The organism is Amycolatopsis pittospori (assembly GCF_013870525.1).
GTDB classification, from domain to species: Bacteria; Actinomycetota; Actinomycetes; order Mycobacteriales; family Pseudonocardiaceae; genus Amycolatopsis; species Amycolatopsis pittospori.
Window position 1 is genome coordinate 15,508 of record NZ_JACBXD010000073.1, and the last position, 24,512, is coordinate 40,019.

23 protein-coding genes and 2 pseudogenes are annotated in these 24,512 nt (G+C 69.0%); 14 read left to right on the forward strand and 11 right to left on the reverse strand.

Translation table 11 applies throughout. From position 1 onward, the window contains the following. Positions 1-88: 88 nt before the first annotated feature. Positions 89-1,534 (forward strand): peptide ABC transporter substrate-binding protein, encoded by a 1,446-nt coding sequence (locus H5J31_RS30540; protein ID WP_181776126.1) that lies wholly within the window; start codon positions 89-91, stop codon positions 1,532-1,534. On the opposite strand, the gene H5J31_RS30545 is transcribed toward H5J31_RS30540, so the two are convergent. Continuing rightward, entirely contained in the window at positions 1,514-2,413 is a 900-nt protein-coding gene (locus tag H5J31_RS30545) for a LysR family transcriptional regulator (RefSeq protein WP_181776127.1), read from the reverse strand. The two genes, H5J31_RS30540 and H5J31_RS30545, sit on opposite strands and share 21 nt — an antisense overlap. 71 nt (positions 2,414-2,484) lie before the next feature. Here H5J31_RS30545 and H5J31_RS30550 point away from each other — a divergent pair, with 71 nt between their 5' ends. Then, positions 2,485-3,522 (forward strand): SDR family oxidoreductase, encoded by a 1,038-nt coding sequence (locus H5J31_RS30550; protein WP_181776128.1) that lies wholly within the window; start codon positions 2,485-2,487, stop codon positions 3,520-3,522. On the opposite strand, the gene H5J31_RS30555 is transcribed toward H5J31_RS30550, so the two are convergent. Both H5J31_RS30555 and H5J31_RS30560 read right to left on the reverse strand, forming a co-directional pair. Further along, positions 3,519-4,259, reverse strand: coding sequence for an SDR family oxidoreductase (locus tag H5J31_RS30555; RefSeq protein ID WP_181776129.1), 741 nt, complete (start codon positions 4,257-4,259; stop codon positions 3,519-3,521). The two genes, H5J31_RS30550 and H5J31_RS30555, sit on opposite strands and share 4 nt — an antisense overlap. Before the next feature lie 88 nt (positions 4,260-4,347). Then, entirely contained in the window at positions 4,348-6,243 is a 1,896-nt protein-coding gene (locus tag H5J31_RS30560; protein ID WP_181776130.1) for a S8 family peptidase, read from the reverse strand. A 547-nt stretch (positions 6,244-6,790) separates the two neighbouring features. On the opposite strand from H5J31_RS30560, the gene H5J31_RS30565 reads away from it, so the two are divergent. Further along, positions 6,791-7,402: a hypothetical protein gene (locus H5J31_RS30565; RefSeq protein ID WP_181776131.1), complete on the forward strand. Its 612-nt coding sequence runs from the start codon at positions 6,791-6,793 to the stop codon at positions 7,400-7,402. A gap of 6 nt (positions 7,403-7,408) precedes the next feature. Here H5J31_RS30565 and H5J31_RS30570 read toward each other — a convergent pair whose 3' ends face one another. Beyond that, complete coding sequence (locus H5J31_RS30570; protein ID WP_181776132.1) at positions 7,409-8,320, reverse strand: NADP-dependent oxidoreductase; 912 nt, start codon at positions 8,318-8,320, stop codon at positions 7,409-7,411. A gap of 100 nt (positions 8,321-8,420) precedes the next feature. Here H5J31_RS30570 and H5J31_RS30575 point away from each other — a divergent pair, with 100 nt between their 5' ends. Then, the gene (locus tag H5J31_RS30575; protein WP_181776133.1) at positions 8,421-8,882 is read left to right on the forward strand and encodes a GNAT family N-acetyltransferase; all 462 of its coding nucleotides are present in this window, start codon (positions 8,421-8,423) and stop codon (positions 8,880-8,882) included. Here the strand turns inward: H5J31_RS30575 and H5J31_RS30580 are convergent. Next, positions 8,860-9,813 (reverse strand): helix-turn-helix transcriptional regulator, encoded by a 954-nt coding sequence (locus H5J31_RS30580; protein WP_181776134.1) that lies wholly within the window; start codon positions 9,811-9,813, stop codon positions 8,860-8,862. The two genes, H5J31_RS30575 and H5J31_RS30580, sit on opposite strands and share 23 nt — an antisense overlap. 63 nt (positions 9,814-9,876) lie before the next feature. Here H5J31_RS30580 and H5J31_RS30585 point away from each other — a divergent pair, with 63 nt between their 5' ends. From H5J31_RS30585 to H5J31_RS30595, 3 genes and pseudogenes are all read left to right on the forward strand, one after another. Then, entirely contained in the window at positions 9,877-11,022 is a 1,146-nt protein-coding gene (locus H5J31_RS30585) for an epoxide hydrolase family protein (protein WP_181776135.1), read from the forward strand. Next, positions 11,022-12,093 (forward strand): annotated as a pseudogene (locus H5J31_RS30590) (winged helix DNA-binding domain-containing protein). Before H5J31_RS30585 ends, H5J31_RS30590 begins: the two are co-directional and overlap by 1 nt. An 88-nt stretch (positions 12,094-12,181) precedes the next feature. Next, the gene (locus tag H5J31_RS30595; RefSeq protein WP_181776136.1) at positions 12,182-12,478 is read left to right on the forward strand and encodes a hypothetical protein; all 297 of its coding nucleotides are present in this window, start codon (positions 12,182-12,184) and stop codon (positions 12,476-12,478) included. Between the two features lie 7 nt (positions 12,479-12,485). On the opposite strand, the gene H5J31_RS30600 is transcribed toward H5J31_RS30595, so the two are convergent. Beyond that, positions 12,486-13,256, reverse strand: coding sequence for an FHA domain-containing protein (locus H5J31_RS30600; RefSeq protein WP_181776137.1), 771 nt, complete (start codon positions 13,254-13,256; stop codon positions 12,486-12,488). A gap of 83 nt (positions 13,257-13,339) precedes the next feature. On the opposite strand from H5J31_RS30600, the gene H5J31_RS30605 reads away from it, so the two are divergent. Together H5J31_RS30605 and H5J31_RS30610 are read left to right on the forward strand one after the other, a co-directional pair. Next, the gene (locus H5J31_RS30605; protein ID WP_181776138.1) at positions 13,340-13,720 is read left to right on the forward strand and encodes a VOC family protein; all 381 of its coding nucleotides are present in this window, start codon (positions 13,340-13,342) and stop codon (positions 13,718-13,720) included. A 39-nt stretch (positions 13,721-13,759) separates the two neighbouring features. After that, positions 13,760-14,131 (forward strand): PH domain-containing protein, encoded by a 372-nt coding sequence (locus H5J31_RS30610; protein ID WP_181776139.1) that lies wholly within the window; start codon positions 13,760-13,762, stop codon positions 14,129-14,131. Between the two features lie 358 nt (positions 14,132-14,489). Here the strand turns inward: H5J31_RS30610 and lpdA are convergent, their stop codons facing one another. The 4 genes and pseudogenes from lpdA to pip form a co-directional block, all read right to left on the reverse strand. Continuing rightward, a complete protein-coding gene (gene lpdA, locus H5J31_RS30615) occupies positions 14,490-15,875 on the reverse strand; it encodes a dihydrolipoyl dehydrogenase (protein ID WP_181776140.1) in 1,386 nt (461 codons plus the stop codon). Positions 15,876-15,926: 51 nt separating this feature from the next. Further along, on the reverse strand, positions 15,927-16,700 hold the full coding sequence (locus tag H5J31_RS30620; RefSeq protein WP_181776141.1) for a lysophospholipid acyltransferase family protein: 774 nt from the start codon (positions 16,698-16,700) through the stop codon (positions 15,927-15,929). Between the two features lie 63 nt (positions 16,701-16,763). Further along, positions 16,764-17,171, reverse strand: coding sequence for a nitroreductase family deazaflavin-dependent oxidoreductase (locus tag H5J31_RS40635; protein ID WP_456237053.1), 408 nt, complete (start codon positions 17,169-17,171; stop codon positions 16,764-16,766). A 63-nt stretch (positions 17,172-17,234) separates the two neighbouring features. Then, positions 17,235-18,173, reverse strand: a pseudogene (gene pip, locus H5J31_RS30625) (prolyl aminopeptidase); the annotation flags it as partial. Positions 18,174-18,211: 38 nt separating this feature from the next. Here pip and H5J31_RS30630 point away from each other — a divergent pair. The 5 genes from H5J31_RS30630 (at position 18,212) to H5J31_RS30650 (ending at position 23,619) form a co-directional block, all read left to right on the forward strand. Then, a complete protein-coding gene (locus tag H5J31_RS30630) occupies positions 18,212-19,252 on the forward strand; it encodes a LacI family DNA-binding transcriptional regulator (protein ID WP_181776143.1) in 1,041 nt (346 codons plus the stop codon). Between the two features lie 78 nt (positions 19,253-19,330). Further along, the gene (locus H5J31_RS30635; protein WP_181776144.1) at positions 19,331-20,482 is read left to right on the forward strand and encodes a dihydrodipicolinate synthase family protein; all 1,152 of its coding nucleotides are present in this window, start codon (positions 19,331-19,333) and stop codon (positions 20,480-20,482) included. Continuing rightward, positions 20,482-21,288, forward strand: coding sequence for a sugar phosphate isomerase/epimerase family protein (locus H5J31_RS30640; RefSeq protein ID WP_181776145.1), 807 nt, complete (start codon positions 20,482-20,484; stop codon positions 21,286-21,288). The genes H5J31_RS30635 and H5J31_RS30640 overlap by 1 nt, the downstream gene beginning before the upstream one ends. A gap of 68 nt (positions 21,289-21,356) precedes the next feature. Then, positions 21,357-22,838, forward strand: coding sequence for an apolipoprotein N-acyltransferase (locus H5J31_RS30645; protein WP_181776146.1), 1,482 nt, complete (start codon positions 21,357-21,359; stop codon positions 22,836-22,838). 76 nt (positions 22,839-22,914) lie between these two features. Continuing rightward, on the forward strand, positions 22,915-23,619 hold the full coding sequence (locus H5J31_RS30650; RefSeq protein ID WP_181776147.1) for a response regulator transcription factor: 705 nt from the start codon (positions 22,915-22,917) through the stop codon (positions 23,617-23,619). On the opposite strand, the gene H5J31_RS30655 is transcribed toward H5J31_RS30650, so the two are convergent. Continuing rightward, positions 23,613-24,512, reverse strand: a 900-nt coding sequence (locus tag H5J31_RS30655; RefSeq protein ID WP_181776148.1) for an ABC transporter permease family protein, incomplete at its 5' end; no start/stop codon positions are given. The two genes, H5J31_RS30650 and H5J31_RS30655, sit on opposite strands and share 7 nt — an antisense overlap.

Below are 24,512 nucleotides of genomic sequence, written 5' to 3' on the forward strand. Positions count from 1 at the left end.
ACAGAAACCTCCCAGGCTGGTCCCCGCACCCTATGACCCCCGCTTTGCCCGGCACAACCGCCGATGGTCGGTGTGGGACTGCTATGACATGACCATGCGCTTGCGTCTTCTGGCCCCGCTCCTCGCCGCCGCCCTGATCGTGGCCGGCTGCACGGAATCCGGCGAATCGCCCGCTCCGGACGTCCTCCGGGTCGGCCTGGCCGCCCCGGCGACGTTGCTGCCCGCCGACGTCCGCGACCAGTCCGGGCGGATGCTCACCGGTGCGTTGTGGACGCCGCTGGGCGACTACGACCCCGCGACGGGAAAAATGACGCCACGGGCGGCGGAATCGGTCACCAGCGCGGATCGGACGACGTGGACGGTCAAACTCAAGGACGGCGGGAGGTTCCACGACGGCACCCCGGTCACCGCGAAGTCCTATGTGGACACCTGGGCGGCGATCGGCAAGATGAACTGGCAGGCGTCGAAGGTGGTCAAGGACCTCCTGCGGGCCAAGGAGATCACCGCACCGGATCCGCTGACCATCCGGATCGTCCTCGACCGGCCGTCCGGCCAGGTCCCGGCGCTGCTCTCGTCGCCCGCGCTGGTCCCGCTGCCCGAATCGGCACTCGTGTCGCCGGACTGGGACGGGTTCCTCGCGCGGCCGATCGGCAACGGGCCGTTCCGGCTGGACGGCGGCTGGCAGCCGTCGGGCGGGAAACTGGTCCGGGTGACGGACGCGCCGGGCAAGGCGCGCGTGATCGAACTGAAGGTCGGTGACGCGGCGGCACAGTACGACGAGGTCAAGGCCGGGAAGCTCGATCTCTCCACGGTGGTCCCGGGCGATCGGCACGAGGCCATGCACGCCGATTTCGCGCAGCGGCACGTGATGTGGGCGCTGCCCAGCGTCTCCTACCTCGGTTTCCCTTTGACGGCCGAGCATTTCTCCGACGCGACCGTCCGGCACGGCTTCGCGCTCGGGATCGATCGCGCCGCCCTGGAGGCGGGCGTCCTGGGCAAGCAGGTCGACCCGGCGAAGTCGCTGCTGCCACCCGCCGTGGCCCCGGGGGAACGCAGCAGCACCTGCCGTCCCTGCACCTTCGACGCCGGAGCGGGGAAATCCCTGCTGACCCAGGCGGAGTTCCCCACCGGTTCGGCGGTCCACTTCGGACAGCCGCAGGCGAACTGGCTGCGGCCGCTGGCCGAACAGAGCGGCGCGGCGGTCGGCGTCCCGGTCGCTTCAGATCCCGGCAAGGGGCCGTTCGCGCTCGACCTGAATCTCATGACGCCGAGCCCGCAAGAGGTCCTGAGCGAGATCGTGAAGGCCACCGGCTACCAGGGCGACAGCTTCGCCGACCTGCTGAAATCCGCCGAGGAGACCGAATCCGCCGACAGCGGCGAGATCTACCGGCTGGTGGAGAACCAGTTGCTGCGGGACCTCCCGGTGGCGCCGCTGTGGTCCGGGCACGGGCACGCCGTCTGGGCCGAGCGGGCCGGCGACGTCAAGGCGACGACGTTCGGGGGCGTGGATCTGTCAGCGATTTCCCTGCGGTAGCCCGAGAGTGCGGTTCCCGGCGACGACGTCGATGAATGCCGAGGTCAGCGGGTCGGGCGTGCTCCGGCAGTAGGCGGCGAGGGTGCGCCGGATCGCCGGATCGGGGCGCAGGACGCGGCCGGGGAAACCGCCGGGCAGGACGTTGGCCGGAACCAGCGCGGGCCCCAGACCGGCGGCCGCGAGGACCGGCGCGGCCGCGGTCTGTTCGGTCCGGACGGCGGCCCTGGGCTGGAATCCCGCCGCCGCGCAGGCCTGGTCGACGAGGTCCGCCAGGCCGTTGCCCGGCGCGTAGTGCACCCACGCGCAGTCGGCGAGGCTCGCGAGGTCGACCGTGCCGGTGCCGTCGTCCTCGCGCGGTCCGTCGATCGGCAGGACGACGACGAACTCCTCGGTGCCGAGTTCGCGGACCGGGCCTTCCCAGCCCGCCGGTACCGGTCCGACGGCGACGTCCGCCTCCCCCGCGGCCATCGCGTCCCGCAGTTCGTCGGCGTGCCGGAACTCCACCAGGCGGACGTCGACGTTCGGCCGCTCCCGCCGCCACACCCGGAGCGCCGCGGGCAGGACACCCAGGCCGACCGAGTAGACCGTCGCGATCTGCAGTTCCCCGGCTTCCAGCCCGGACGCCTGCCGGGCCGCGCAGCGCGCGCGTTCGGCGTCGGCGAGGGTGGCGCGGGCGTGCGGCAGCATGGCGCGCCCCATCGGGGTCAACCGGACACTGCGCGGCAGCCGTTCCAGCAACGGGCCGCCGACGCCCTTCTCCAGGGCGCGCACCTGGTGCGACAACGCGGGCTGCGTCACGTGCAGCATCTCCGCGGCACGGGTGAAGGAACCGGTGTCGACGACGGTCACCAGGTATTCGAGCTGCCGCAAGCTGGTCATGCACACAGTTTATCGGAGCGGTGATATCTATGCCTTGGACTTATCGCCACGGCCGGGCCAGGCTCGGTGACATGAACGAAGAACGCAAGGTCGCCCTGGTCGCCGGCGCCAACGGGGTCATCGGCAAGAACCTCATCGCCCACCTGGAGACGCAGCCCGGCTGGCGCGTCATCGGGCTCTCGCGGCGCGGCGGTCCCGGTCAGATCGCCGTCGACCTGCTCGACGCGGACGACGCCCGCGAGAAGCTGGGCGACCTGGACGACGTCACCCACGTCTTCTACGCGGCTTATGTCGACAAGCCGACTTGGGCCGAACTGGTCCCGCCGAACCTGGCGATGCTGACCAACCTCGTCGACGCGATCGAGCCCGCCGCGCCAGGCCTGCGCCACATCAGCCTCATGCAGGGCTACAAGGTCTACGGCGCCCACCTCGGCCCGTTCAAGACGCCGGCGCGCGAGACCGACGCGGGCCATATGCCGCCCGAGTTCAATGTGGACCAGCAGGACTTCTTGGAACGACGCCAGGAAGGGAAACCCTGGACGTGGTCGGCGATCCGGCCGTCGGTGGTCGGCGGGACGGCGCTGGGCAATCCGATGAACCTCGCGCTGGCCATCGCCGTCTACGCGTCGATCTCGAAGGAACTCGGGCTGCCGCTGCGCTTCCCCGGCAAACCCGGCGCGTACGACAGCCTGCTGGAGATGACCGACGCCGGACTGCTGGCGAAGGCCACGACCTGGGCCGCCACCGGCTCGATGAACGAGGCGTACAACATCGCGAACGGCGACCTGTTCCGGTGGAGCGAACTCTGGCCTCGAATCGCCCGCTACTTCGACCTGGAGGTGGCGCCGCCGCTGCCGATGTCGCTGAACGTCGTCATGGCGGACAAGGAAGAGCTGTGGACGTCCATCGCCGCGAAGTACGGCTTGGAAGTGCCCTACAGCGCCGTTTCGTCGTCGTGGGGCTTCGCCGACTTCGTGTTCAGCTGGGACTACGACATGTTCGCGGACGGATCGAAGGCACGGCGCGCCGGTTTCCACGAGTACGCCGAGACTTCCGCGATGTTCTTCCGGCTGTTCGACGAGTTCCGGAAGGCGAAGGTCATTCCCTAGCCGCGCCCGATGTACGGCATCGTGGTCGCCGTGATGGTCAGGAACTGGACGTTCGCGTCCAGCGGCAGCCCGGCCATGTACAGCACGGCGTCCGCGACGTGCCGGGAATCGAAGGTCGGCTCGGCCTTGACGCTGCCGTCGGCCTGCGGGATGCCGTCGGCCATCCGCAGCGTCATCTCGGTGGCGGCGTTGCCGATGTCGATCTGTCCACAAGCGACATTCCAGGCCCGGCCGTCGAGGGAGATCGACTTCGTCAGGCCGGTGACCGCGTGTTTCGTCGCGGTGTAGGCGATACTCGCCGGACGCGGGGCGTGCGCGGAGATCGAGCCGTTGTTGACGATGCGGCCGCCGCGCGGGTCCTGTGCCTTCATCATCCGCACCGCCTGCTGCGCGCACAGGAACATTCCGGTGAGGTTCGTGTCGACGGCGCGTTTCCAGTCCGCGAAGGACAGTTCGTCGACGGTTCCGCCGACCGAAACCCCCGCGTTGTTCACCAGCAGGTCGAGGTGTCCCCACGCGGCGCGGACGGCGTCGAAAAGGGCGGCGACGGAGTCGGGGTCGGAGACGTCGGTGGGGACGGCGAGCGCCTTCGCGTCGCCGTCCGCGGTCTCGGCGAGGGCGTCCGCGCGGCGGCCGGCGAGCGCGACCCGATAGCCCGCGCCGAGTAACGCGCGGGAGATCTCGCGTCCCAGCCCGGATCCCGCCCCGGTGACGATCGCGGTCTTACCGTTGCCCATCGATCCTCCTCGAAGCCGTTCTTCGAGGCCCAGGCTAGAAGAACGGCCCGGTGCGTGCGCACCGGGCCGTTCTTGTTCTGCCGGTGTGCTACTTCTTCGGGGCGACGCCCAGCGCGGCGAGCGCCGGGTCGGTCATGATCACGCCAGCCCCGGTGACCGGGTCGAAGCCCGGGGCGCCGAGGTCGATCGCGGTCGAGGTCAGCGCGGAGCGGATCTGGGCCGGGGTCGCGCCCGGCTTGCCCTGCAGCAGCAGCGCGGCGATGGCGGCCGCACTCGGCGCCGCGGCCGAGGTCCCGAAGAACGGCTGGAATCCGGTCACCGAGGTGGCCACGCCGTCGGCCGCGGTGATGTCCGGCTTGTTGCGGATCGCGCCGCCGGTGGCGGACACGTTGCCGGGGGTGATCACCGAACCGTCCGGGTTGTAGAACTGCTTGCGGCGGCCGTCCGAAGTGAACCGCTCCCACTTGCTGGCGGCGGTGAACAGACCCGGGAACGGGCCGGTCGGGTTGGCCGGGTCACCGGTCTCGAGCGCACGGCCGAAGGCACCGGCGGCGGGGGCCGCCGCGACACTGAACGCGTTGACCGCGGCCGAGTGACCGGAGGTGACACCGTTGGTGCTGAAGGCTTTCAGCGAACCCGAGGCGACGAAGCGGCCGCGGATCACGTTGAGCGCGATGAACCGGTCGGCGCCGCTGTACTTGACGACGGCGACCTTGAAACCCGTGCCGGTGGCCGGGACCTGGGCGATCTCGTACGGGTTCTGCGTGCCGTTCTGCGAACCCTCGCTGGAGGCGACGACCGAACCGGACGAGTTCAGGACGAACAGGTCGTAGTCGCTGGTGGCCTTGGCCCACGGGTCCGACCAGAACAGGGTGACGTAGCGGCCGAGCGAGCCGGGCGAAAGCGCGTTGTACAGCTGGGTGGTGCCGCTCGGGTCGAAGTCGTGCGGCGTCCCGGTGATCCCGGAGATCTTGCTGCTGGAGCCGCGGAAGTCGCCTTCGTAGTAGCCGCTGGTGCCGTCGGTGAGGTTGCCCGAGTTCCCCGCGGAGGAGAAGTAGAGCGCGCCCGCCGCGGTCACGTCGTTGACGGCCTGCGCGACCGGGCCGTCCTGGAACGGCGACTCGTCGAAGTAGGAGACGTCGTCGACGATGATCGTGCACTTGCCGGTGGTGCGCAGCGCGCGGATGTTGTCGGCGAAGCTCTGCTCGCTGGTGAACGCGGTCGCGAAACCGAGCGCGGCGCCGGGCGCCATGTCGTGGATGATCTCCAGCATCGCGGTGCCCTCGTCACCGCTGCCCGCCTGGCCGGGGAGGACGTCGACGGCCGGGAGTTCACCGGCGGTCTGCGACGCCTGGAGCGACTTGATGCCGTCCGAGAGCACGCAGACCTTCTGGCCCGCGCCGGTCACGCCGTACTTGGTGCGGGCGGTGTCGTTGCCGTGCGCCTTGTCGCCCTCGGCGACCTGCAGCGCGGCGGCGGCCTGAGAGGCGGTGGCCTGACGGCGGTCCTGCGGCGCGGATTCGTTCCAGGTCATCGCCTGGGAAGCGGCCTTGACCTCGGCGACGTCGCCACGTCCGGCGATCGCGTCGACCGCGCCCAACGGGAGATCGGCGCGGATCGCGCCGGCGGGCGAGGCGTAGCGCACGGAGCCACCGGCCGCCTTGACGGCGTCCACAAGCGACTGACCGGCGCCCTTGATGTCCACCGCGACGGTGCCGGCGTTGCTCACGCCCAGCCCGGTCCGGTATTCGGGCAGCTTGCCCGCGAGACCCTTGTCCGCGCGGAGACGCTTCTCGATGACGAGCTGGCTCGACTGCTTGAGCTCAGCGGGCGTGAGGCTCTTCTTGATGCTCTGCAGTGCGGTGATCCCGGCCTGCGTACGCGCCTCTTCCGACGGCTGGGCGCCGGAAACCGCGGTCGACAGCAGCAAAGCACCGACCGCGACCGGAACCGAGCATGTGACCACTCGGCTGAATCTGCTCATCGATCTCTCCCTGGATTAGCGCCCGGCTAAAGCGCTAGACGGCGTGACACCCCGTCACGGAAATCCCTTCGGCTGCCCGAATGAATTACCCACGACCGGGTGTAATGGAGAGAATGTAAGCAGCTACCGGTGATCAGTCCACCGACCAAAGTCTGGATCGGGCGAAGATCCACATCGTGAGAGTGCGTCCAGCCCGAAAAGACCGAATTCCCGGCCCGACAGGGAAACCGGCGGCTCGGGGCGACCGGTCGGATCATGAGTGGGATTCGGGTTATCGAGGGGGTAAGCAAACGTGGCGCGGCCCGGTCGAGGGTGACGCGACACCGCACTCGGGTGCTTAAAGACGGATCTCGCGTGATCAGAACCCGCACACCCGAGTGCGGCCTCCAGGCACGCGAATCACGTGCCTGATCACGCGAATCACGTCTTCACTCCACCGCCGACCACCACACAACACCGAAGAGTTATCGCGACTGGAGCGACGTAACACCCCGCGCAGGTCGGACGAGTTCCTTCCGCAGGTTCCACCTCGAAGCGGGAGAGCACCATGAACGACGCGTCCGAGCCGTACTTCCACCCTGCGCCGGCACCGCCCGGGCCCAAGCGCTGGCCCTGGGTTCTCGGCGCCGTCGTCGCGGTCGCGGCGCTCGCGACGACGTTGACCCTCGTACTCCTGGGCAACGAACGCGGCGGGAACGTCCAGTCCGGCGCAGCACCGAAATCGACCGGATCACCTTGCCGGAGTCAAGATCTGAAGCCGCCTTGCCAGGGCGTCAACGGCTGGGTCCTCGCCGACGGCTCCTACGAGAGCACCACCCGGACGACGCCGCCCGCCTACGTGGCACCGACGACGACCAGTCTCCCGCCGCTCACCCCCGCCGATTTCACCCTGGAACCGAAGACCCACTCCAAACAATGCTTCGGTTCCGCCGGCTGCGTCGTGGTCGTCGAACCCGCCGTGACCTACAAAGGCACGGACACCATGCTGGGTCACGGCATGTGTTCGATGACCTACGACATCACGGGCGACAAGTCGGGCACGGTCACCGACACGCTCACCTTCGTCGGAACGAGCGTGTCAGTCCACCGCTCCGTGCTTTCCACCCCGTCGTCGAAAACGAAGGTGTCCATCACCATCGTCGACGTTTCCTGTAACTGAGCCGCCTTAAGGGAACGTCAGTACGACCTTCCCGCGCCCATGGCCCGTCTCGATTTCCCGGTGTGCCTCGGCGGCCTCACCGAACGGATAGACCCGCCGCACCAGGAACCGCAACTCCCCCTTGGCATACAGCGAAGCGAGCATCCCCAGCCGCTCGGCCGACCGCGTCCCGGTGACCACTCGCGCGCCGAACTCGGGCGCACGGGCGTGGTCGACCAGGGTCAGTACCCGATCCGGGTCCCCGGCCAGCTCCAGCGACAGATCGAACGCCACGCCGCCGGCGCCGTCGAGTGCCGCGTCGACGCCGGAAGGTGCGAGGGCTCGGACCCGGTCGGCGAGTCCGTCGCCGTAGACCACCGGTTCGGCGCCGAGCGAGCGGACGTAGTCCTGGTTCGCCTCGCTCGCGGTGCCGATGACCTTCGCGCCCCGCAACACGGCGAGCTGGACGGCGGCGGTCCCGACCGCGCCCGCCGCGCCGTGGATCAGCAGCGTTTCCCCGCGGGCGATCCGCAGGGAGTCGAGCGCCAAGTACGCCGTCTGCGTCCCGGCGGTGAAGCCACCCGCGACCTCCCAAGGCATCTCCGGTGGCTTCGGCGTGACGTTCTCCGCGGGCACCACGATGTACTCGGCGTAGGCCCGCACGGCGGTGAACCCGAGCACCTCGGCCCCCGCGACGAGGCCGGTAACCCCGGAACCGACCTCGTCGACGACCCCGGCGAACTCGTTCCCCGGGACACGCGGCCAACGCAGCTCGAGCCCCGCGGGTTCCCAGCCCGCCCGCACGGCCGCGTCGTACGGCTGCACCCCCGCCGCCTTCACCCGCACCCGGACCTCTCCCGCCCCGGCGTGCGGCTCCTCCAGCTCCAGCACCCGGAGCACCTCCGGACCACCGGCTTCCGTGAACGCGGCCGCTTTCATGTCGTTCCTCCAGTGCCGTTCCCCAGTTGTCGTGACCACCCTCGTATCTCCACTTAACTGGAGGTCAAGACTTGTCGGTGTGACGTTCTAAGCTGCGCACGTGACGAGCTACCGCATCTCCAGGGCAACCGCTTCCGACGCCGGCAGGTTGACGGCGCTGATGCACGAATCGGCCGCGTACCAAGGGGAGTACGCGCCGATTCTCGAGGGCTACCAGGTCACCGAGGACTACCTCGCCACTCACCCCGCGTACGTCGCCCACGCCCAGCGCGAGGTGGTCGGCTTCTACAGCCTCATCGAGTACCCGGCCGAGCTGGACCTGCTGTTCGTCGCCGATTCCGCCCAGGGCACGGGCATCGGCGCCTGGTTGATCGAGCATATGCTCGGCCGGGCCGCGGACCTCGGCATGACCGAGATCCGCGTCGTCTCCCACCCGCCCGCCGCCGGGTTCTACGAACGGATGGGCGCGCGCCGCGTCGGCGTCATCCCGCCCCAGCCGCCGAAGATCACCTGGGAACGCCCGGAACTGGTCTTCGACGTCAAGCACTCACCGCGCGACTGAACCGGTCGATCAGTTTGCGCAGGTGCCCGGCGAATTCCGGGGAGTCGACGACCTCGAAGTCGGTGTCGAGCAGGCCCAGGTAGAGCGCCAGGAACTCCAGCGTGTCCGCGCCCGCTTTGAGCAGGCACGAATGCTCGTCGATGGCTTCGACCACGACGGCGGGCGGCACTTTGGCGACGGCTTCGGCCGCGGGCGCCCGCAGCCGGATCGTCGCGTGATGCCGCCACAACGCGGCGCCGACCCCGCGCTGCAGGTAGGCGACCACACCTCCTTCCGGAGGTTCCCGCTGCTCGAAGCGTCGCCCGTTGGGAGTACGCGGGCGCACCCGATCCGCCCGGAAGGTGCGCCAGTCCTGCCGGTCGGCGTCCCAGCCGACGAGGTACCACCGGCGGCTCATATGCACGACGCGATGCGGTTCGACCTGCCGCCGCGTCTCGGATCCGTTGTGCCCCACGTAATCGAACCGCAGGGTCTCGCGGTCGCGGCAGGCGTTGGCGATGACCGTCAGGACCTCGGCGTCGACGGTGGGGCCGCCACCCTGCACCGCGAGCGTCGCGGAATTCAGGGCTTCGACGCGGTGCCGTAGCCGCGAGGGCAGCACCTGTTCCAATTTCGCCAGCGCGCGGACCGACGTCTCCTCGATCCCCGCGATCGTCCCGCCCGCGGCCGTGCGCAGGCCCATCGCGACCGCGACGGCCTCCTCGTCGTCGAGCAGCAGCGGAGGCATGGCCGCGCCCGCCCCCAGGCTGTAACCGCCCGAGACACCGGGTGTGGCGTCGACCGGGTAGCCCAGTCCGCGAAGCCGCTCGACGTCGTTCCGGATGGTCCTGGTCGTGACGTCGAGCCGGTCCGCCAGTTCCGGTCCCGACCAGTTCCTTCTCGCCTGCAGCAAGGAGAGGAGCCGCAGCAGTCTCGCCGAAGTTTCCGCCATGAATTCCACCCTGCTCGCCAACGCGGAACGAACCTTTCCGCAATTGCTCCTAACTTAGCCCTCATGAGCGAAAACACCGAGATCAAGCCCTTCCGCATCGCCGTCGACCAGGCGGATTTGGACGACCTGAACGAGCGCCTGAGCCGCACCCGCTGGCCGCACGAGGTCACCGGCGACTGGAGCAGAGGCGTCCCGGTCTCCTACCTCAGGGGACTCGCCGAGTACTGGGCCGACGGGTTCGACTGGCGGGCGCAGGAGGCGGAGCTGAACGAGTTCCCGCAGTTCACCACCGAGATCGACGGCCAGACCATCCACTTCCTGCACATCCGCTCGGCGAATCCGGACGCGCTGCCGGTGATCCTCACGCACGGCTGGCCGAGCTCGCCGTTCGAGTTCCGGAAGATCATCGGCCGGCTCACCGACGAGTTCCACCTGGTCATTCCGTCGCTGCCGGGCTACGGCTTCTCGACGCCGGTGCGGGGACCCGGCTGGGGCAACCTGTTCCGCGTCGCCCAGGCCTGGACCACGCTGATGGATCGCCTCGGCTACGAGCGTTTCGGCGTCCACGGCACCGATGCCGGCGCCGGGGTCGCGGGGATCCTGTCGATGATCGCCCCGCACCGCGTGGTGGGCGTGCACCTCACCGGGACCAGCGCGGGTATGCCGTTCGGCCCGGGTGTCGAACTCGACGGCCTTTCCGAGAAGGACCGTGAACGCGGCGAGCGGTTCAACCGGTTCCAGTACGACGGCCTCGGCTACCTGCACCTGCAGGCGACCCGCCCGCAGACGCTGGCCTACTCGCTGAACGATTCGCCGACCGGCCAGCTCGCCTGGATCGTGGAGAAGTTCGCCGAATGGACCGACCCGGCCAGGGAACTGCCGGACGACGCCGTCGACCGCGATCACCTGCTCGCCGTCGTCAGCCTGTTCTGGTTCACCGGCGCGGGCGCGTCCTCGGCGCATGCCACGTACGAAGGCATGGAGGTCTACCGGCAGCTGTCCCAAGGCGGCTGGGACGAGGGCGCCGAGACACCTGCCGGTCCGCCGCGCGGCGTAGCCGTCTTCGCCGGGGACACCACGATCCGGAGTCTTCAGGACGGTCCGCTGGAGCACTGGTCCGAGTACGACACCGGCGGCCACTTCCCGGCGATGGAGGTCCCCGGCCTGCTCGCGGAAGACCTCCGCACCTTCTTCGGCAAGCACCGCTGATGGCGACCGACGTGGTGACCCCGCGAGCACTCAACCGCGCGACGCTGGCTCGCCAGCTGTTGCTCGACCGCTCCGACCTGTCCACCGTCGCCGCGATCGAGCATCTGGCCGGCCTCCAGGCGCAGGCGCCCGACTCCGCCTACGTCGGCCTCTGGTCCCGGCTGCGGGATTTCCAGGCGGACGAGCTGGCGACGCGAGGTCGTCCGGTCGACGCTGATGCGGGGAACGGTGCATCTGGTGACGGCCGAAGACGGCCTCGCCCTGTGGCCGACCATCCGGCCGGTGGTCGAACGCGCCTTCCTCGGCCACTACGCGCGAACGATCACCGCTCTCGACCTCCGCGCGATCAGCGAAGCGGGACGGGAGCTGCTGGCCGAGCGGCCCCGTACCCGCGCCGAGATCCGGACCGCGCTGGCGGATCGGTGGCCCGGCACCGACCCCGCCACGCTCGCCTACGCGGTCAACAGCCTCCTGCCCACCGCGCATGTGACACCGCGCGGACTATGGAGGCAGAACGGCCCGGTCGCCCTGGCGTTGCTCGACGAGTGGACCGGCAAGCCGGTCGCGGACGGGATCTCCCTCGACGATCTGGTGCTGCGCTATCTCACCGCGTTCGGGCCGGCGACCGTCCGCGACGCGCAGACGTGGTCGGGACTGACCAGGCTCAAGGAGGTCTTCGAACGCCTCCGGCCGCGGCTTCGCACCTTCACCGATATCGAGGGCAAGGAATTGTTCGACCTCCCGGACGCGCCGCGGCCCGATGCCGAAACCCCGGCCCCGCCCCGATTCCTGCCCGAATACGACAACGTCCTGCTTTCCCACGCCGACCGTGCGCGGGTGATCCCGGACGGCCGTCGCGTGCCGCTGCCACCGGGAAACGGAGGCCGGAAGGGCACGCTGCTCGTCGACGGCGAATTCCTGGCCGTTTGGGCGATCGAAGGGGCGACACTGATGATCGAGTCACGAAAACCGTTGCGAGATCAGGATTCGATCACCGCGGAAGGCGTCCGGCTCCTGGAATTCGTAGTACCGGGCCAGAGCCACGACGTGCGTTTCGGTATCGGCGAGTAACCATTCAGGGGGCAATCGAGCCACTTGCCGTAACAAGCGGTGGCGTTCGGGCGAAGCATTGCCGCAAGGAGCCTGAAGGGAGCGGGCCATGGGCAAGAACTACGGATTCATGACGGTGCTGGCGGGGCTGAGCGCGCTCGCGGTCATCGCGGTGGCGGCGGTCATGCGGTACCCGAACACCTCCGACGTCACGGCGGTGATCACCGCCGCGGGAACCGTGATCGGCACGGTGGTGGGGGCCTTCTTCGGGGTGAACGCGGCATCGGCGGGACGTGTGAAGGCCGAAGAAAGCCGGGACCAGGCGACAGCCGCCCTGGTGAAGGTCGCCGGCGAAGCGGACAAGGGCAGCGACGTCGCGAAGGCGGCGATGGAAGGCGTCAGCTGATCGGCGGTCAGCCGAGCGCGTCGAGGAGGGAGAGGTCCGGCGGCACGAGGGTGGTGGAGAGCACCAGTTCGCGCAACAGGTTGTCGTTCAAGGCGTTCCCCACCGGTTCGCCGACCTCTTCGCGCCGCAGCCCGTAAACGCCGCCGGCCGAAAGCCGCGCGCGGACGTCGATGACGACGTGCTCGACGCGGCGGCTGGTCCAGGTCTCGTCGGGCCGGAGTTCGCCGAGCACCTCCGCCGTCTGCTGGCGGGACAGCGGCTGCGGGTTGAGGTCGTGCAGCAGATAGCGCTGGCCGAACACGACCAGCACTAGCCGTTCGTCCGCGCTGAGGCGCCAGCGGCGGGGCGGGACGGTGACGTCGCCGTGCCGGGTGACGGGCTGGCCGCCGTCGGGACCGGCGACGTACAACTCGAGCAGATGCTCCCGCCTGCCCGAACCGCGGACGAACAGCGGCGTGTAGCCGTCCGTCAGAGGGATCGGCTCCTCGCCGTGGGAGAGCCAGCGGGAATTCGGCATGCGGATGGGCAACTGACCGGTGTTGCTGACCCACCACTGTCCACTGCTGAAGTTCAGGAGGCCGTGTTTGCGGCTGACCTGCAGATCGTTCTCCCCCACACAGACGTCGACCTGCGGCCTATTGCGCCCGAAGGAGATCTCGCTGCCCTCGCCCGGGTCGACGGACACGCCGCCCGCGAGCGTGAGGGCGAACACCGCGCCGGGAGCCGACCGGGGCACACCGAGCGCGAGGCTTTCGTGCGCCGTGGTGAGCCGCTTCATCCTGCCTCCTCCTGTCCGTCGGCAGTATGCGAGACGCTGCCGGGGACCCGTCCCCGGCCTACGATGGTCACGGGAGGGCGATCATGACGCAACCACGGACCCGGATCTCCGCCACCGTGCTCGGCAGCCCCGAACCCCGCGCGCTCGCGGACTTCTACGCGCGGCTGCTCGGCTGGCCGATCACATACGAAGAACCCGGTTGGGTGATGCTGAAGCCGCCGGGCGGCGGGACGGGCCTGTCCTTCCAGCACGAACCCGACCACGTGCCGCCGGTCTGGCCGCCCCAGACCGGTGCGCAGCAGATGATGCTGCATCTGGACATCGGCGTCGACGATCTCGCGAACGCCGTCACCTGGGCACTCGAAGGCGGGGCGACGCTCGCTTCGACCCAGCCCGAGGACGACGTCCGCGTCCTGCTGGATCCCGACGGTCACCCGTTCTGCCTATTCCTCGCGGAGTTCTGACACGGCGGTCGTCGCTCGGAAATCCGTAGTGTGGGGACCATGATTGACTTCTCCAAGGACACCGTCTTCAAGCTCACGCCGTGCAAACCGAAGGACATCGAGCCGACGGTGCAGCCGATCATCATCGCCGGGGAACAGATCGTCTCGTCGTTCAAAGCGGTGCGCGACTTCGTGGTGTTCACGAACAAGCGGCTCATCGCGGTGAACGTCCAAGGCATGACCGGCAGGAAGAAGGACTTCACTTCCTTGCCGTACAACAAGATCCAGGCGTTCTCCATCGAGACCGCCGGCACCTTCGACCTGGACGCCGAGCTGGACCTCTGGTTCAGCGGCCTGGGGAACGTACGCCTGGAGTTCCGGGGCTCAGACATCCGGGCGATCGGCCAACTGATCGCCACCCACACGCTCTAATCCCGCGTTTAGTCGACTACTTGCGGTCGAGGTGCGGGCCGCGGTGGGTGTCGGGTCCGGTGGGTCGTGAGTGGCGATTCGGGTTCTAACCCTATTCGCCACTCACGACCCCCTTCGCGACTCGCCTCGCAAGGGTTCCCAATGTCGCATTTGAGACGCTCAGCGACTCAAATGCGACATTGGGAACCCCTCAGGGAAGACAACGCTGCAGTGGGTGCCGAACCGCGCGGCGAGTTGCGAAGGGCGCCTTCGCGTGACCAGAGGGACGGCACGCGTGTCCAGGCGGACGGCGCAACGGGTCGTGAGTGGTAAGGGCGGTTAGAACCGTCCTTACCACTCACGAGTCCCGACCGAAGTCTTACATGTTGATCATGTGGCCGGCGAGGCCGTGGACGGCTTCCTTCACTGCTTCGCCCAGAGTCGGGTGGGCGTGGACGTTCCGCGAGATCTCGTGCACCGTCAGGTCCCACTGCTGCGCCAAAGTGAGTTCCGGCAGCAGTTCGGTCACCTCGGGGCCGATCAGGTGCGCGCCCAGAAGCTCGCCGTGTTCACCGTCGCTCAGGATCTTCACGAAGCCGACGGCTTCACCGAGGCCGTGCGCCTTTCCGTTGGCGCTGAAGGGGAACTTCGCCACCTGGACGTCGAAGCCCTTTTCGCGGGCTTGTTCTTCGGTCCAGCCGAAGCTGGCGATCTGGGGCTGGCAGTAGGTCGCGCGCGGGATCATGACGAAGTCGAGTTCCATGGTCTCGGCGCCCGCGATGGTTTCGGCGGCGACGACGCCCATGGACTCCGAGGCGTGTGCGAGCATGAGTTTCGCGGTGACGTCGCCGATCGCGAAGATGTGCGGGACGTTGGTGCGGCCGCGGGAGTCGATGGCGATCGCGCCGCGCTCGGTCAGTTCGACGCCGGTCTTGTCCAGGCCGTAGCCCTCGGTTCGCGGCTGGAAACCGATGGCCTGCAACACCTTGTCCGCTTCCAGGACCCGCTGTTCGCCGTTCTTCGACACGGTCACGAGCACGTTGTCGCCGGTGTCGTCGATCGTCTCGACCTTGGTGGAGGTCAGCACCTCGATGCCGAGTTTCCGGTAGCGGCGCGCGAGTTCGGCGGAGACCTCGGCGTCTTCGAGCGGGACCATCCGGTCGAGGTACTCGACGATGGTGACCTTCACACCGTAGTTGTGCAGCACGTAGGCGAACTCGACGCCGATCGCGCCCGCGCCGGCGATGATGATGCTCTCCGGCAGTTCGTTTTCCATGATCTGCTGCTCGTAGGTGACGACGCGTTCGCTGCGGGTGGTCCCCGGCAGCAGGCGCGCGGTCGCGCCGGTGGCGATCACGCAGTGGTCGAAGGTGACACGTTCGCCGTTGACCTCGATGGTGTTGGCGTCGAGGAACGTGCCGTGTCCGTCGTACTCGGTGATCTTGTTCTTCTTCATCAGGAAGTGCACGCCCTTGACGCGCCCGTCCGCGACCTTGCGGCTGCGGTCGAAGGCGGCCTGATAGTCGAAGGTCACCTTCCCTTCGACCTGGATGCCGAACGACTTCGCTTCCTTGGTCACGATGTGCGCGAGTTCGGCGTTGCGCAGCAGGGCCTTCGACGGGATGCAGCCGACGTTGAGACAGACCCCGCCCCAGTATTTCTCCTCCACGACGGCCGCGCTCAGCCCCAGTTGCGACGCCCGGATCGCCGCCACGTACCCGCCGACACCGGCCCCCAGGACCACGACGTCATAGTGTGCACTCATACCCCGAAACCTACCCCTCACCGGGACGGTCCGAAGGGTGAGAATCCTCGCTCAGACGGCAGGCCGGGAGCCGCGGATCTCCACCAGCAGGTCGGTCACGGCGGTCATGATCCGCTTCGTCGCCTCCTCCAGCACCTCACGCGACGGCGAAGGCGTTTCGAGGTCCGAGAGATCCACCGGCGGGCCGGCGACGAGGTCGACGGTCTTGCGGGGGAAGGCCCGCGGCAGCACGGCGTCGGACGGCAGCAGGTGGTGCGTGCCCCAGTTCGCCAGCGGGATCACCGGGACGCCGGTTTCCAGCGCGATCCGGGCGATGCCGGTCTTGCCGCGCATGGGCCACCCGTCCGGGTGATCGGTGAAGGTCGCCTCCGGGAAGATGACGACGCATTCGCCCTCACGGACGGCGCTGACGGCGTCGCGGTACGCGTCCGACGCGGTGGCCGCGCCGCGGTAGACCGGGATGTGCTTGCCGGAGCGCATCACCGAGCCGACGAGCGGCGCGTCCCACAGGCTCGCCTTGGCCAGGTAGCGCGGCACGCGGCCGTGAGCGAGGCAGTACGCCGTCACCGTGGTCGGGTCGGCGAACGAGAGGTGGTTCGACGCCACCAGGAATCCACCGGAAGCGGGCAGGTGTTCGCCGCCGCGCACCCGGAAGCGGGTGAACAGCACCAGGAACGGCCACACGACGTTGATCGCGAGGCTGAACCAGAACCCCCGGCCGGCGCGGGCGAAGCGCCGGCCGAAGGCGATCATCTGGCGAAAGGTCAACAAGTCACCCGAACCGGGTGTCAGTGCGGTCCAGCGTTCGCGGGGTCTCAGCGCCATGGAGGTAATTCGTAGCCGAACACGCTCAGGTTCGGCTGAAACCAGGCGCGAACGCGGCGCGGATCACACGCGCTCGAGGACCACCACGGGGATCTCACGGTCGGTCTTCTTCGCGTACTCGTTGTAGTCCGGCCACACCGCGGCCAGCTTCTCCCACAGTTTCGCGCGCTCGTCACCCTCGAGGGTCCGGGCCCGCGCGGTGAACTTGTCCGCCTTGACCTGGGCCTTGACCTCGGGATTCGCCTGCAGGTTCTTGTACCAGCCCGGGTCCTCCGGAGCCCCGCCCTTGGAGGCCACGATGACCGGGTTGTTCTCGTCGTCGAACTGGTAGATCAGCGCGAACTTGCGGTCCTCGCCGGTCTTACGGCCCTTGGTGGTGAGGACCAGGCAGGGCGCGCCCTTCTCCCAGTCGTGTCCCACCTCGCCGTCGGTCTCTTCGTAGCGACGGACGTGCTCGTCACCGAAAAGCATGTCTGCGTTCCTCTCGTCCTGGGGTACACCAGCGCCCTGCCAGTCTGACGCGAACCGGTCGGTCGCGCTGATCAACTCGTGCAGGGTGCCGGGCTCGTCGAACGCGTGACCCGAGTCGCCGACCATCACCAGTTCCGCGCCGGGCAGCACCTGGCTGAGCTCCCACGCGGTGATGGCCGGGGTGACCACGTCGTAGCGTCCCTGGATCAGAACGCAGGGAATGCCCCGGAGCTTCCCGGCGTCGCGGAACAGCTGGTCTTCGGCCAGCCAACCGCCGTGCCGGAAGTAGTGGTTCTCGATCCGCGCGATCGCGAGGGCGAACGACGGATCGGAGAAGGCTTCGATCACTTCGTCCCGCGGACGCAGTTTGACCGTTTCCCCTTCCCAGCGGCTCCACGCCATCGCGGCCGGGCCGTGCACCGCGGGATCCGGATGGTGCAGCAGTTCGTGGTAGACCTCGATCAGGTTCTCCTGGCGGCGCGAATACGGCACCGGGTCGAGGAAACGCGACCACGCCTCGGGGAACAGGAAGGCCGCTCCGCCACCGTAAAGCCATTGCAGTTCCTTGACCCGCAAGGTGGCGACGCCGCGCAGGACGAGTTCGGTCGTCCGTTCCGGATGCGTTTCCGCGTACGCCAGCCCGAGCACACTCCCCCATGAACCGCCGAACACCATCCAGTGTTCGATACCGAGATGCTCGCGCAACCGCTCGATGTCGTCGACGAGGTGCCAAGTCGTGTTGACCGAAAGATCCGCGTCCGGCGTGGCACAGTTCGGGGTGCTGCGACCGCAGCCCCGCTGATCGAAAAGGACGATCCGATACCGCCCGGGATCGAAGAGTCTGCGGTGTCTCGGGCTCGAACCACCTCCCGGCCCACCATGCAGGAAGATCACCGGTTTGCCCTCGGGATCGCCGCATTCCTCCCAATAGATCTCATTGCCGTCACCGACGGGCAACATCCCTTGGACGTAAGGTTCGATTTCCGGGTAAAGGCCGAGCATGTCCGCCACTATGCCCCAAACGCCAGCTTGGAGGTTCGATGAAGGCCCGCCCCCACGTGACGCTGGAAGATGTCGCGCGCACCGCGGACGTGTCACTCGCGACAGCGTCCCGCGTACTCAACGGCACCGCCACCGTCCGGGGAGATCTCCGCGAACGGGTGATCGCCGCGGCCGCAGACCTCTCCTATACGCCCAATGCTCACGCTCAGGCTCTGGCCGGTGGCTCACAGCCAACCGTCGGAGTGATCTGTCACGACGTCGGCGACCCGTATTTCGCCGCGATCGCGGGCGGCGTCATGCGCGTGGCGAGTGAAAACGATCTTTTGGTGATGCTCGCGAGCACGTTCCGCGATCCGGCCAAGGAAGTCGCGTACGTCTCGACACTGCGGGCCCAGCGCGCGTCGGCCATTCTGCTGATCGGTTCGGCCTTCGAAGACAAGACTTGGGAAAAGGCGATGGCCGCCGAACTCGAACCGTACCGGCGGGGCGGCGGGCACGTCGCCGCGGTCAGCAGGCATCGTGGGCTCAAAGTGGACACCGTCCAGCCGGACAATCGGGGTGGCGGCGCCGAATTGGCCAAGGCGCTGCTGGGGCTGGGGCACCGGCGGTTCGCCGTGCTCGCCGGGCCCCGCAAGCTGACGACGGTCGTCGACAGGCTCGACGGCTTCGCGGCGGAGCTACTGGAAAATGGCGTCGAACTCGCGGAGGACGACGTCGTCGAGGCGGCGTTCACCCGCGACGGCGGTTACGAGGCGATGGAGAAGATCCTCGCCCGGCCCCGGAAGAACCGGCCGACTTGCGTCTTCGCGGTGACCGACGTGATGGCGATCGGCGCGATGTCGGCACTGCGCGACGCCGGGGTTTCGGTCCCCGGCGAGATGTCGCTCGCCGGTTTCGACGACATCCCGGTAGTGCGCGATCTCACGCCGGCGCTGAGCACGGTCGCGCTGCCGCTGGAGAAGCTGGGCGAACGGGCCATGGACCTGGCGCTCAAGGCGTCGCCCGGGGCCCGTCCGCGGGTGGTGCGCATGTCCGGCGAGGTCGTCCTGCGTTCCAGCACCGCCTCCCCCGCTCGCTGAAAACCTTGTGTACGGCCCGTGCGGTGACCTACCGTGGTTCGAGAAAGCGCTTTCTCACGCTCGCGCCACGGAGACTCGATGACCTTGATCGCCCTGCCCACCGCCGACGGCGGACTGGCCGACTGGACGCCGCAGGGGGCGGAAACGCCCGCGAAACCGGCGTCACCGCCGTCCTCCCGCGTCGCCTACGCCGCCGCGCACGTGGTCGCCGACCCGCTCGCCGCCGCCGATCCCGAAGAGGGCGCGGTGCTGGACTGGGACACCACCTTCGCCTTCCGCGAGCACCTGTGGTCCTGTGGCCTCGGTGTGGCCGAGGCGATGGACACCGCGCAGCGCGGGATGGGCCTGGACTGGGCCACGACGAAGGACCTCATCCGGCGCACCGGAGCCCTCGCCGCCGGACGGCCGTGGATGGCCGGCGTCGGCACCGATCAGCTCCCCGGCGGCGCCGCGACGCCCGAGTCCATTGTGGACGCCTGGCGCGAGCAGCTGGACCTGGTCGGCGAGGCGGGTGCGATCCCGGTCGTGATGGCCAGCCGGGCACTGGCCGCTTCGGCGTCCGGACCGGAGGATTACCACGCGGCGTACGGGAAACTGCTCTCCGGCGCGGACCGCCCGGTCCTGTTGCACTGGCTGGGCGAGCAGTTCGACCCGGCGCTCGCGGGCTATTGGGGTCACGCCGACGTCCGCGAGGCCGCCAAGGAACTCGGCAGGCTCTGCGCCGACCACGCGGGCGCGATCGCGGGCGTGAAGGTGTCGGTGCTCGACGCCTCGATCGAGACCGAGTTCCGCCGCGCGCTGCCCGAAGGCGTCGCGTGCTACACCGGCGACGACTTCAACTACCCGGAACTGATCGCCGGGGACGAACAGGGCCACAGCGAAGCACTTCTGGGCATCTTCGACGCCATCGCGCAGGTCGCCGGCGCCGCGCTCGCCCGGCTCGACGAGGGCGACACCGCCGGATTCCGCGGCCTGCTGGACCCGACGGTGGCGCTGAGCCGGGCGATCTTCCGCGCTCCCACGAGGAACTACAAGACCGGCGTCGTCTTCCTCGCCTATCTGAACGGGCACCAGGACCACTTCCGGATGGTCGCGGGCCGCGAATCGGCCCGGTCGATCACGCATCTGGCCGAACTGCTGCGTCTCGCGGACGCCGCCGGGGCGCTCACCGATCCGGAACTGGCCGTCGCGCGGATGCGGCCGCTGCTGGCCGCGGCGGGGGTCTCCTGATGGACCGGTTGAGCCTCAACCAGATCACCACCAAGTCCTGGTCGCTGCCCGAGGCGGTCGCGGGCTGCGCCGAGGCGGGCGTCCGCTGGATCGGCCTGTGGCGGGACAAGGTCGCCGAGACCGGCGTCGAAGAGACGGCCCGCTTGCTCAAGGAGTACGACGTCGGTGTCTCCTCGTTGTGCCGTGGCGGGTTCTTCACCGGGATCACCCCGGAAGGGTCCCCTGTGGACGGTGTCGCGCAGACCCGTGAGGCGATCGACGAAGCGGCCGCGCTGGGCGCGGACGTCCTCGTCCTGGTCGTCGGCGGGGTGAACGGCGACCTCGTGACGTCGAGGCAGCGGGTCGCCGACGCGGTCGGCGAACTGGCGCCCTATGCCGGCGAACGCGGGGTCCGGCTGGGACTGGAACCCCTGCACCCCATGCAGTGCGCCGAACGTTCCGTGCTGTCCACAGTGGACCAGGCGCTGGCGATCGCGCTGGAGCATCCGGCCGACCAGGTCGGCGTGATCGTCGACGAGTTCCACGTCTGGTGGGATCCGCGGATCGAGGAGTCGATCGCGGCGTCGGCGGGCCGGATCGCCGGTTTCCATGTCTGCGACCAGAAGGTGCCGCTGACCGACACGTTGCTCGGCCGCGCGCTGCCGGGAGACGGCCCGATCGACCACCGGCGTCTGAAGGCGTGCGTCGAGGCCGCCGGGTACAGCGGGCCGATCGAGGTCGAGGTGTTCGACGGCGATCTGTGGCGACGTCCCGGCGGCGAGGTGCTCGCGGAGACCGTCAAGGCCTACCGCGACCACGTTTCCTGACGAAAGTAAGGGTCGCCGCTGCCCAAGGTCGGCTGTCCGGGTGGCCGTTGCTTCGTACCGTTCGCGGTATGAATCAACGGCTGCTCTGGTGGCTGGGCACAGCGCTGCTCCTGCTCGCCGTCCACACCGACTGGAACGTCCCCCTGGCCGCCTGGGTGTTCCCGGTCTTCCTGCTCCGCTACGCCCGGCGGGCACCTGCCCGGCGCGCGGTCGTGATGGTCGGCTCGTCCCTGCTGATCGGGCAACTGTTCTGGCTCGGTGTCACCGGGCTGCTGTTCGTGATCTCCGCGCTGCTCGCGTTCATCCTCCTCACGCTCCTGCAGACGGCAGCGTTCCTCGCCGACCGCCTGCTCGCCGACCGCGCGGGGCCACTGAGGACGCTCGTGTTCCCGGTGACGCTGGTAGCGGGCGAATACCTCTTCACCTTCACCGGATTCGGCGACTTCGGCGCGCTCGGCAGCACCCAGTCCGGGAACCTGCCGCTGCTCCAGGTCGCGTCGGTGACCGGCGTCTACGGCCTCACCTTCGTCCTCGCGTGGTTCGCCTCGGTGGTGAACACCGTTTGGACGGAAGGATTCCCGCCGGTCCGGCGCACGGTGCTCGTCCACGCCTGCGTCCTCGGCCTGGTGTTCGCCGCGGGCGGCGCGCGGCTGCTGTTCGACGTGCCCACGACCCAGACGGTGCGGATCGCGGGGATCAGCCCGTCATCGGACGCGGACCGGGCGAGCTCCGCCGCGCTGGACCGGATCGGTGTGAAGTATTGGCGAGCCCAGGAAGTGAGCACGGCCGACCCGGTCGCCGTCGGCGCCGCCTTCGCCCCGGTCACCGAGAATCTGGTGGAACTGACCCGTAAGCAGGCCGCGGCGGGCGCGGAGATCGTGGTCTGGCCGGAAACCCACGCCCGGGTGCTGGAACGCGACCAGGCCGCGCTGCTGAACCGGGTCGGCGTGGAGGCCAGGCAGGCGGGCATCCACGTGGGACTCGCGTACGCGCTTTATACCGCGCAGGCCCCGTACATCCGGAACGTCGCCGTGCTGGTCGGGCCGACCGGCGAGGTGGCGTGGACCTACGACAAGACGCATCCGACGCCGATGGAGCCGATGGCGCCCGGTCCCGGCATCGTGCCCACCACGGATTCGCCGTACGGCCGGCTCGCGACGGTCATCTGCTACGACGCCGACTTCCGGGACCTGACGCGCCAGGCCGCGGACAAGGGGACCGCGCTGCTGCTCGTCCCCGCCAACGACTGGGAAGGATTCGCCTCGCTGCACGCGGAAAAGGCGACGTTCCGGGCGGTGGAAAACGGTTACTCGCTTTTCCGCCACTCCACCCACGGGAAATCCACAGCTGTGGACGGTCAGGGCCGCGTGCTCGGCCACGCCGACCATTTCCGCACCGGCCAGCAGACGCTCGTCGCGGATATCCCGGTACAGCCGCGAACACGGACGGTGTACGCGTCGATCGGTGACGTGTTCGCCTGGCTGTGCCTCGCCGCCGCCACACTCTGTCCTTTGTGGACATACACGCGGAAACGCACAGGGAACCGTTAGCGCCCTGTTACAGAAGGGGTGGTCTTCGTAACGTCTTAGCCGAAAAGAACAGTGTTCAACGGTTAAGCTCCCCCGCATGCCGAAGCTGCTGGTGGTGGAAGACGACGACGCGATCGGCGGTGTCCTCGAATCGACCCTGCGACTGCACGGTTACGAAGTCTCCTGGCAGCGTGACGGGCGCACCGCGCTCGCGGCCGCGGCGGCCGACGACATCGACTTCGTCCTGCTCGACCTCGGTCTGCCGGATCTGGACGGGGTCGAGGTCTGCCGTCGGCTGCGCGCCGCGCTTCCCGGCGCCGTCCTGGTGATCCTCACCGCCCGGCAGGAGGAAATGGACGTCGTCGTGGGTCTGGAGGCCGGCGCCGACGACTATCTCACCAAACCCATCCGCCTCGGCGAACTGCTCGCCAGGGTGCGGGCGCATCTGCGACGCGGGACCGCTCCGCCGGAGAGCAGGCCCGCGATCGCCGTCGGGCATCTGCGGGTGGACACCGCCGGACGGCGGGTCAGTATCGGCGGACGGGAGATCTCGTTGCGGGCCAAGGAGTTCGACCTGCTCGCCCGGCTGGCCGAGCAGCCGGGCGTCGCGGTCAGCCGGGACACGCTGATGTCGGAGGTGTGGGACGCCCACTGGTACGGCTCCACGAAGACGTTGGACGTCCACATCGCCGCGCTCCGGCGGAAGCTGACCGAGTCCTCGCCGTCTCCAGAGCAGGCGCCCCGGATCTCCACGCTGCGAGGCCATGGTTACCGCCTCGAACAGCCCTTCGAGGCTCAGTAGTCGCGGAGGTCTGAGACCTCGTCGCGGGCCGCGAGTTGCGCGATCCGCGCCGACGCCGCCACGCAGGACGCGATCACCACCGCCGCCAGCATCCCGAAATACCCGTGGGGTCTGGGTGCGCGCTCGGCCTCGGAGAAGAGGACGAACAGCACGCCGAGCAGATGCCCGGCGACCAGTCCCCCGCCGCCGACGATCAGCGCGTCGCCCGCGATGAACGTGGCCACCTGGCGGCGTTTCCCACCGAGGGTGCTCACGATCAGCAGGTCGCGGCGGCGTTCGTTGAGCGCCAGCCCGAACGACGGTCCCGCCGCGGCGGCCGCGAGGAGCAGGGACGCCACCAGGTCGACCTTGGCCGCGCCGCAGCCGTCCTTGGTGAAGGCGGTCGAGATCGCGAACGCCACCGCCAGCGCGACCAGCACCACCGACCGCGCCAAGAGCGCGCTCCGCCACGAAATGGACAACGCGAGGACACCGGCGAGCCCGGACACGATGGGCCTGAGCAGACCGCCGATCACCCGCTTTCCCTTGCGCAGTCCCAGCTCCACCAGCCGCCAGAGCAGCATCGTGCCGCCCGCCCAGCCGAGCAGCGGCCAGAAGACCGCGAGCGCGAGCAGGATGAAGTCGAGGCCGTAGGGCGCCCACCACGGCGGCCCGTCGTCGCTGGGGACGAAATACCACTCGCGCAGCACCGGGGGAAGCACGGTGAGTGCCGCGACGAGCAGCCCCGCGGCCAGCAGGAGAACGATTTCCCAGCCGAAGGGCAGGCCGGGTTCGGTGAGGAAGCCGCAGGCCAGCGCCAGCACGATCCCGAGGACGCCGCCGGTCAGTCCGGCGACGGCGGCTTCGGCCGACGCCAGCCCGAGCACCTGACCGCCGGTCGCGCCGCGGGCGCG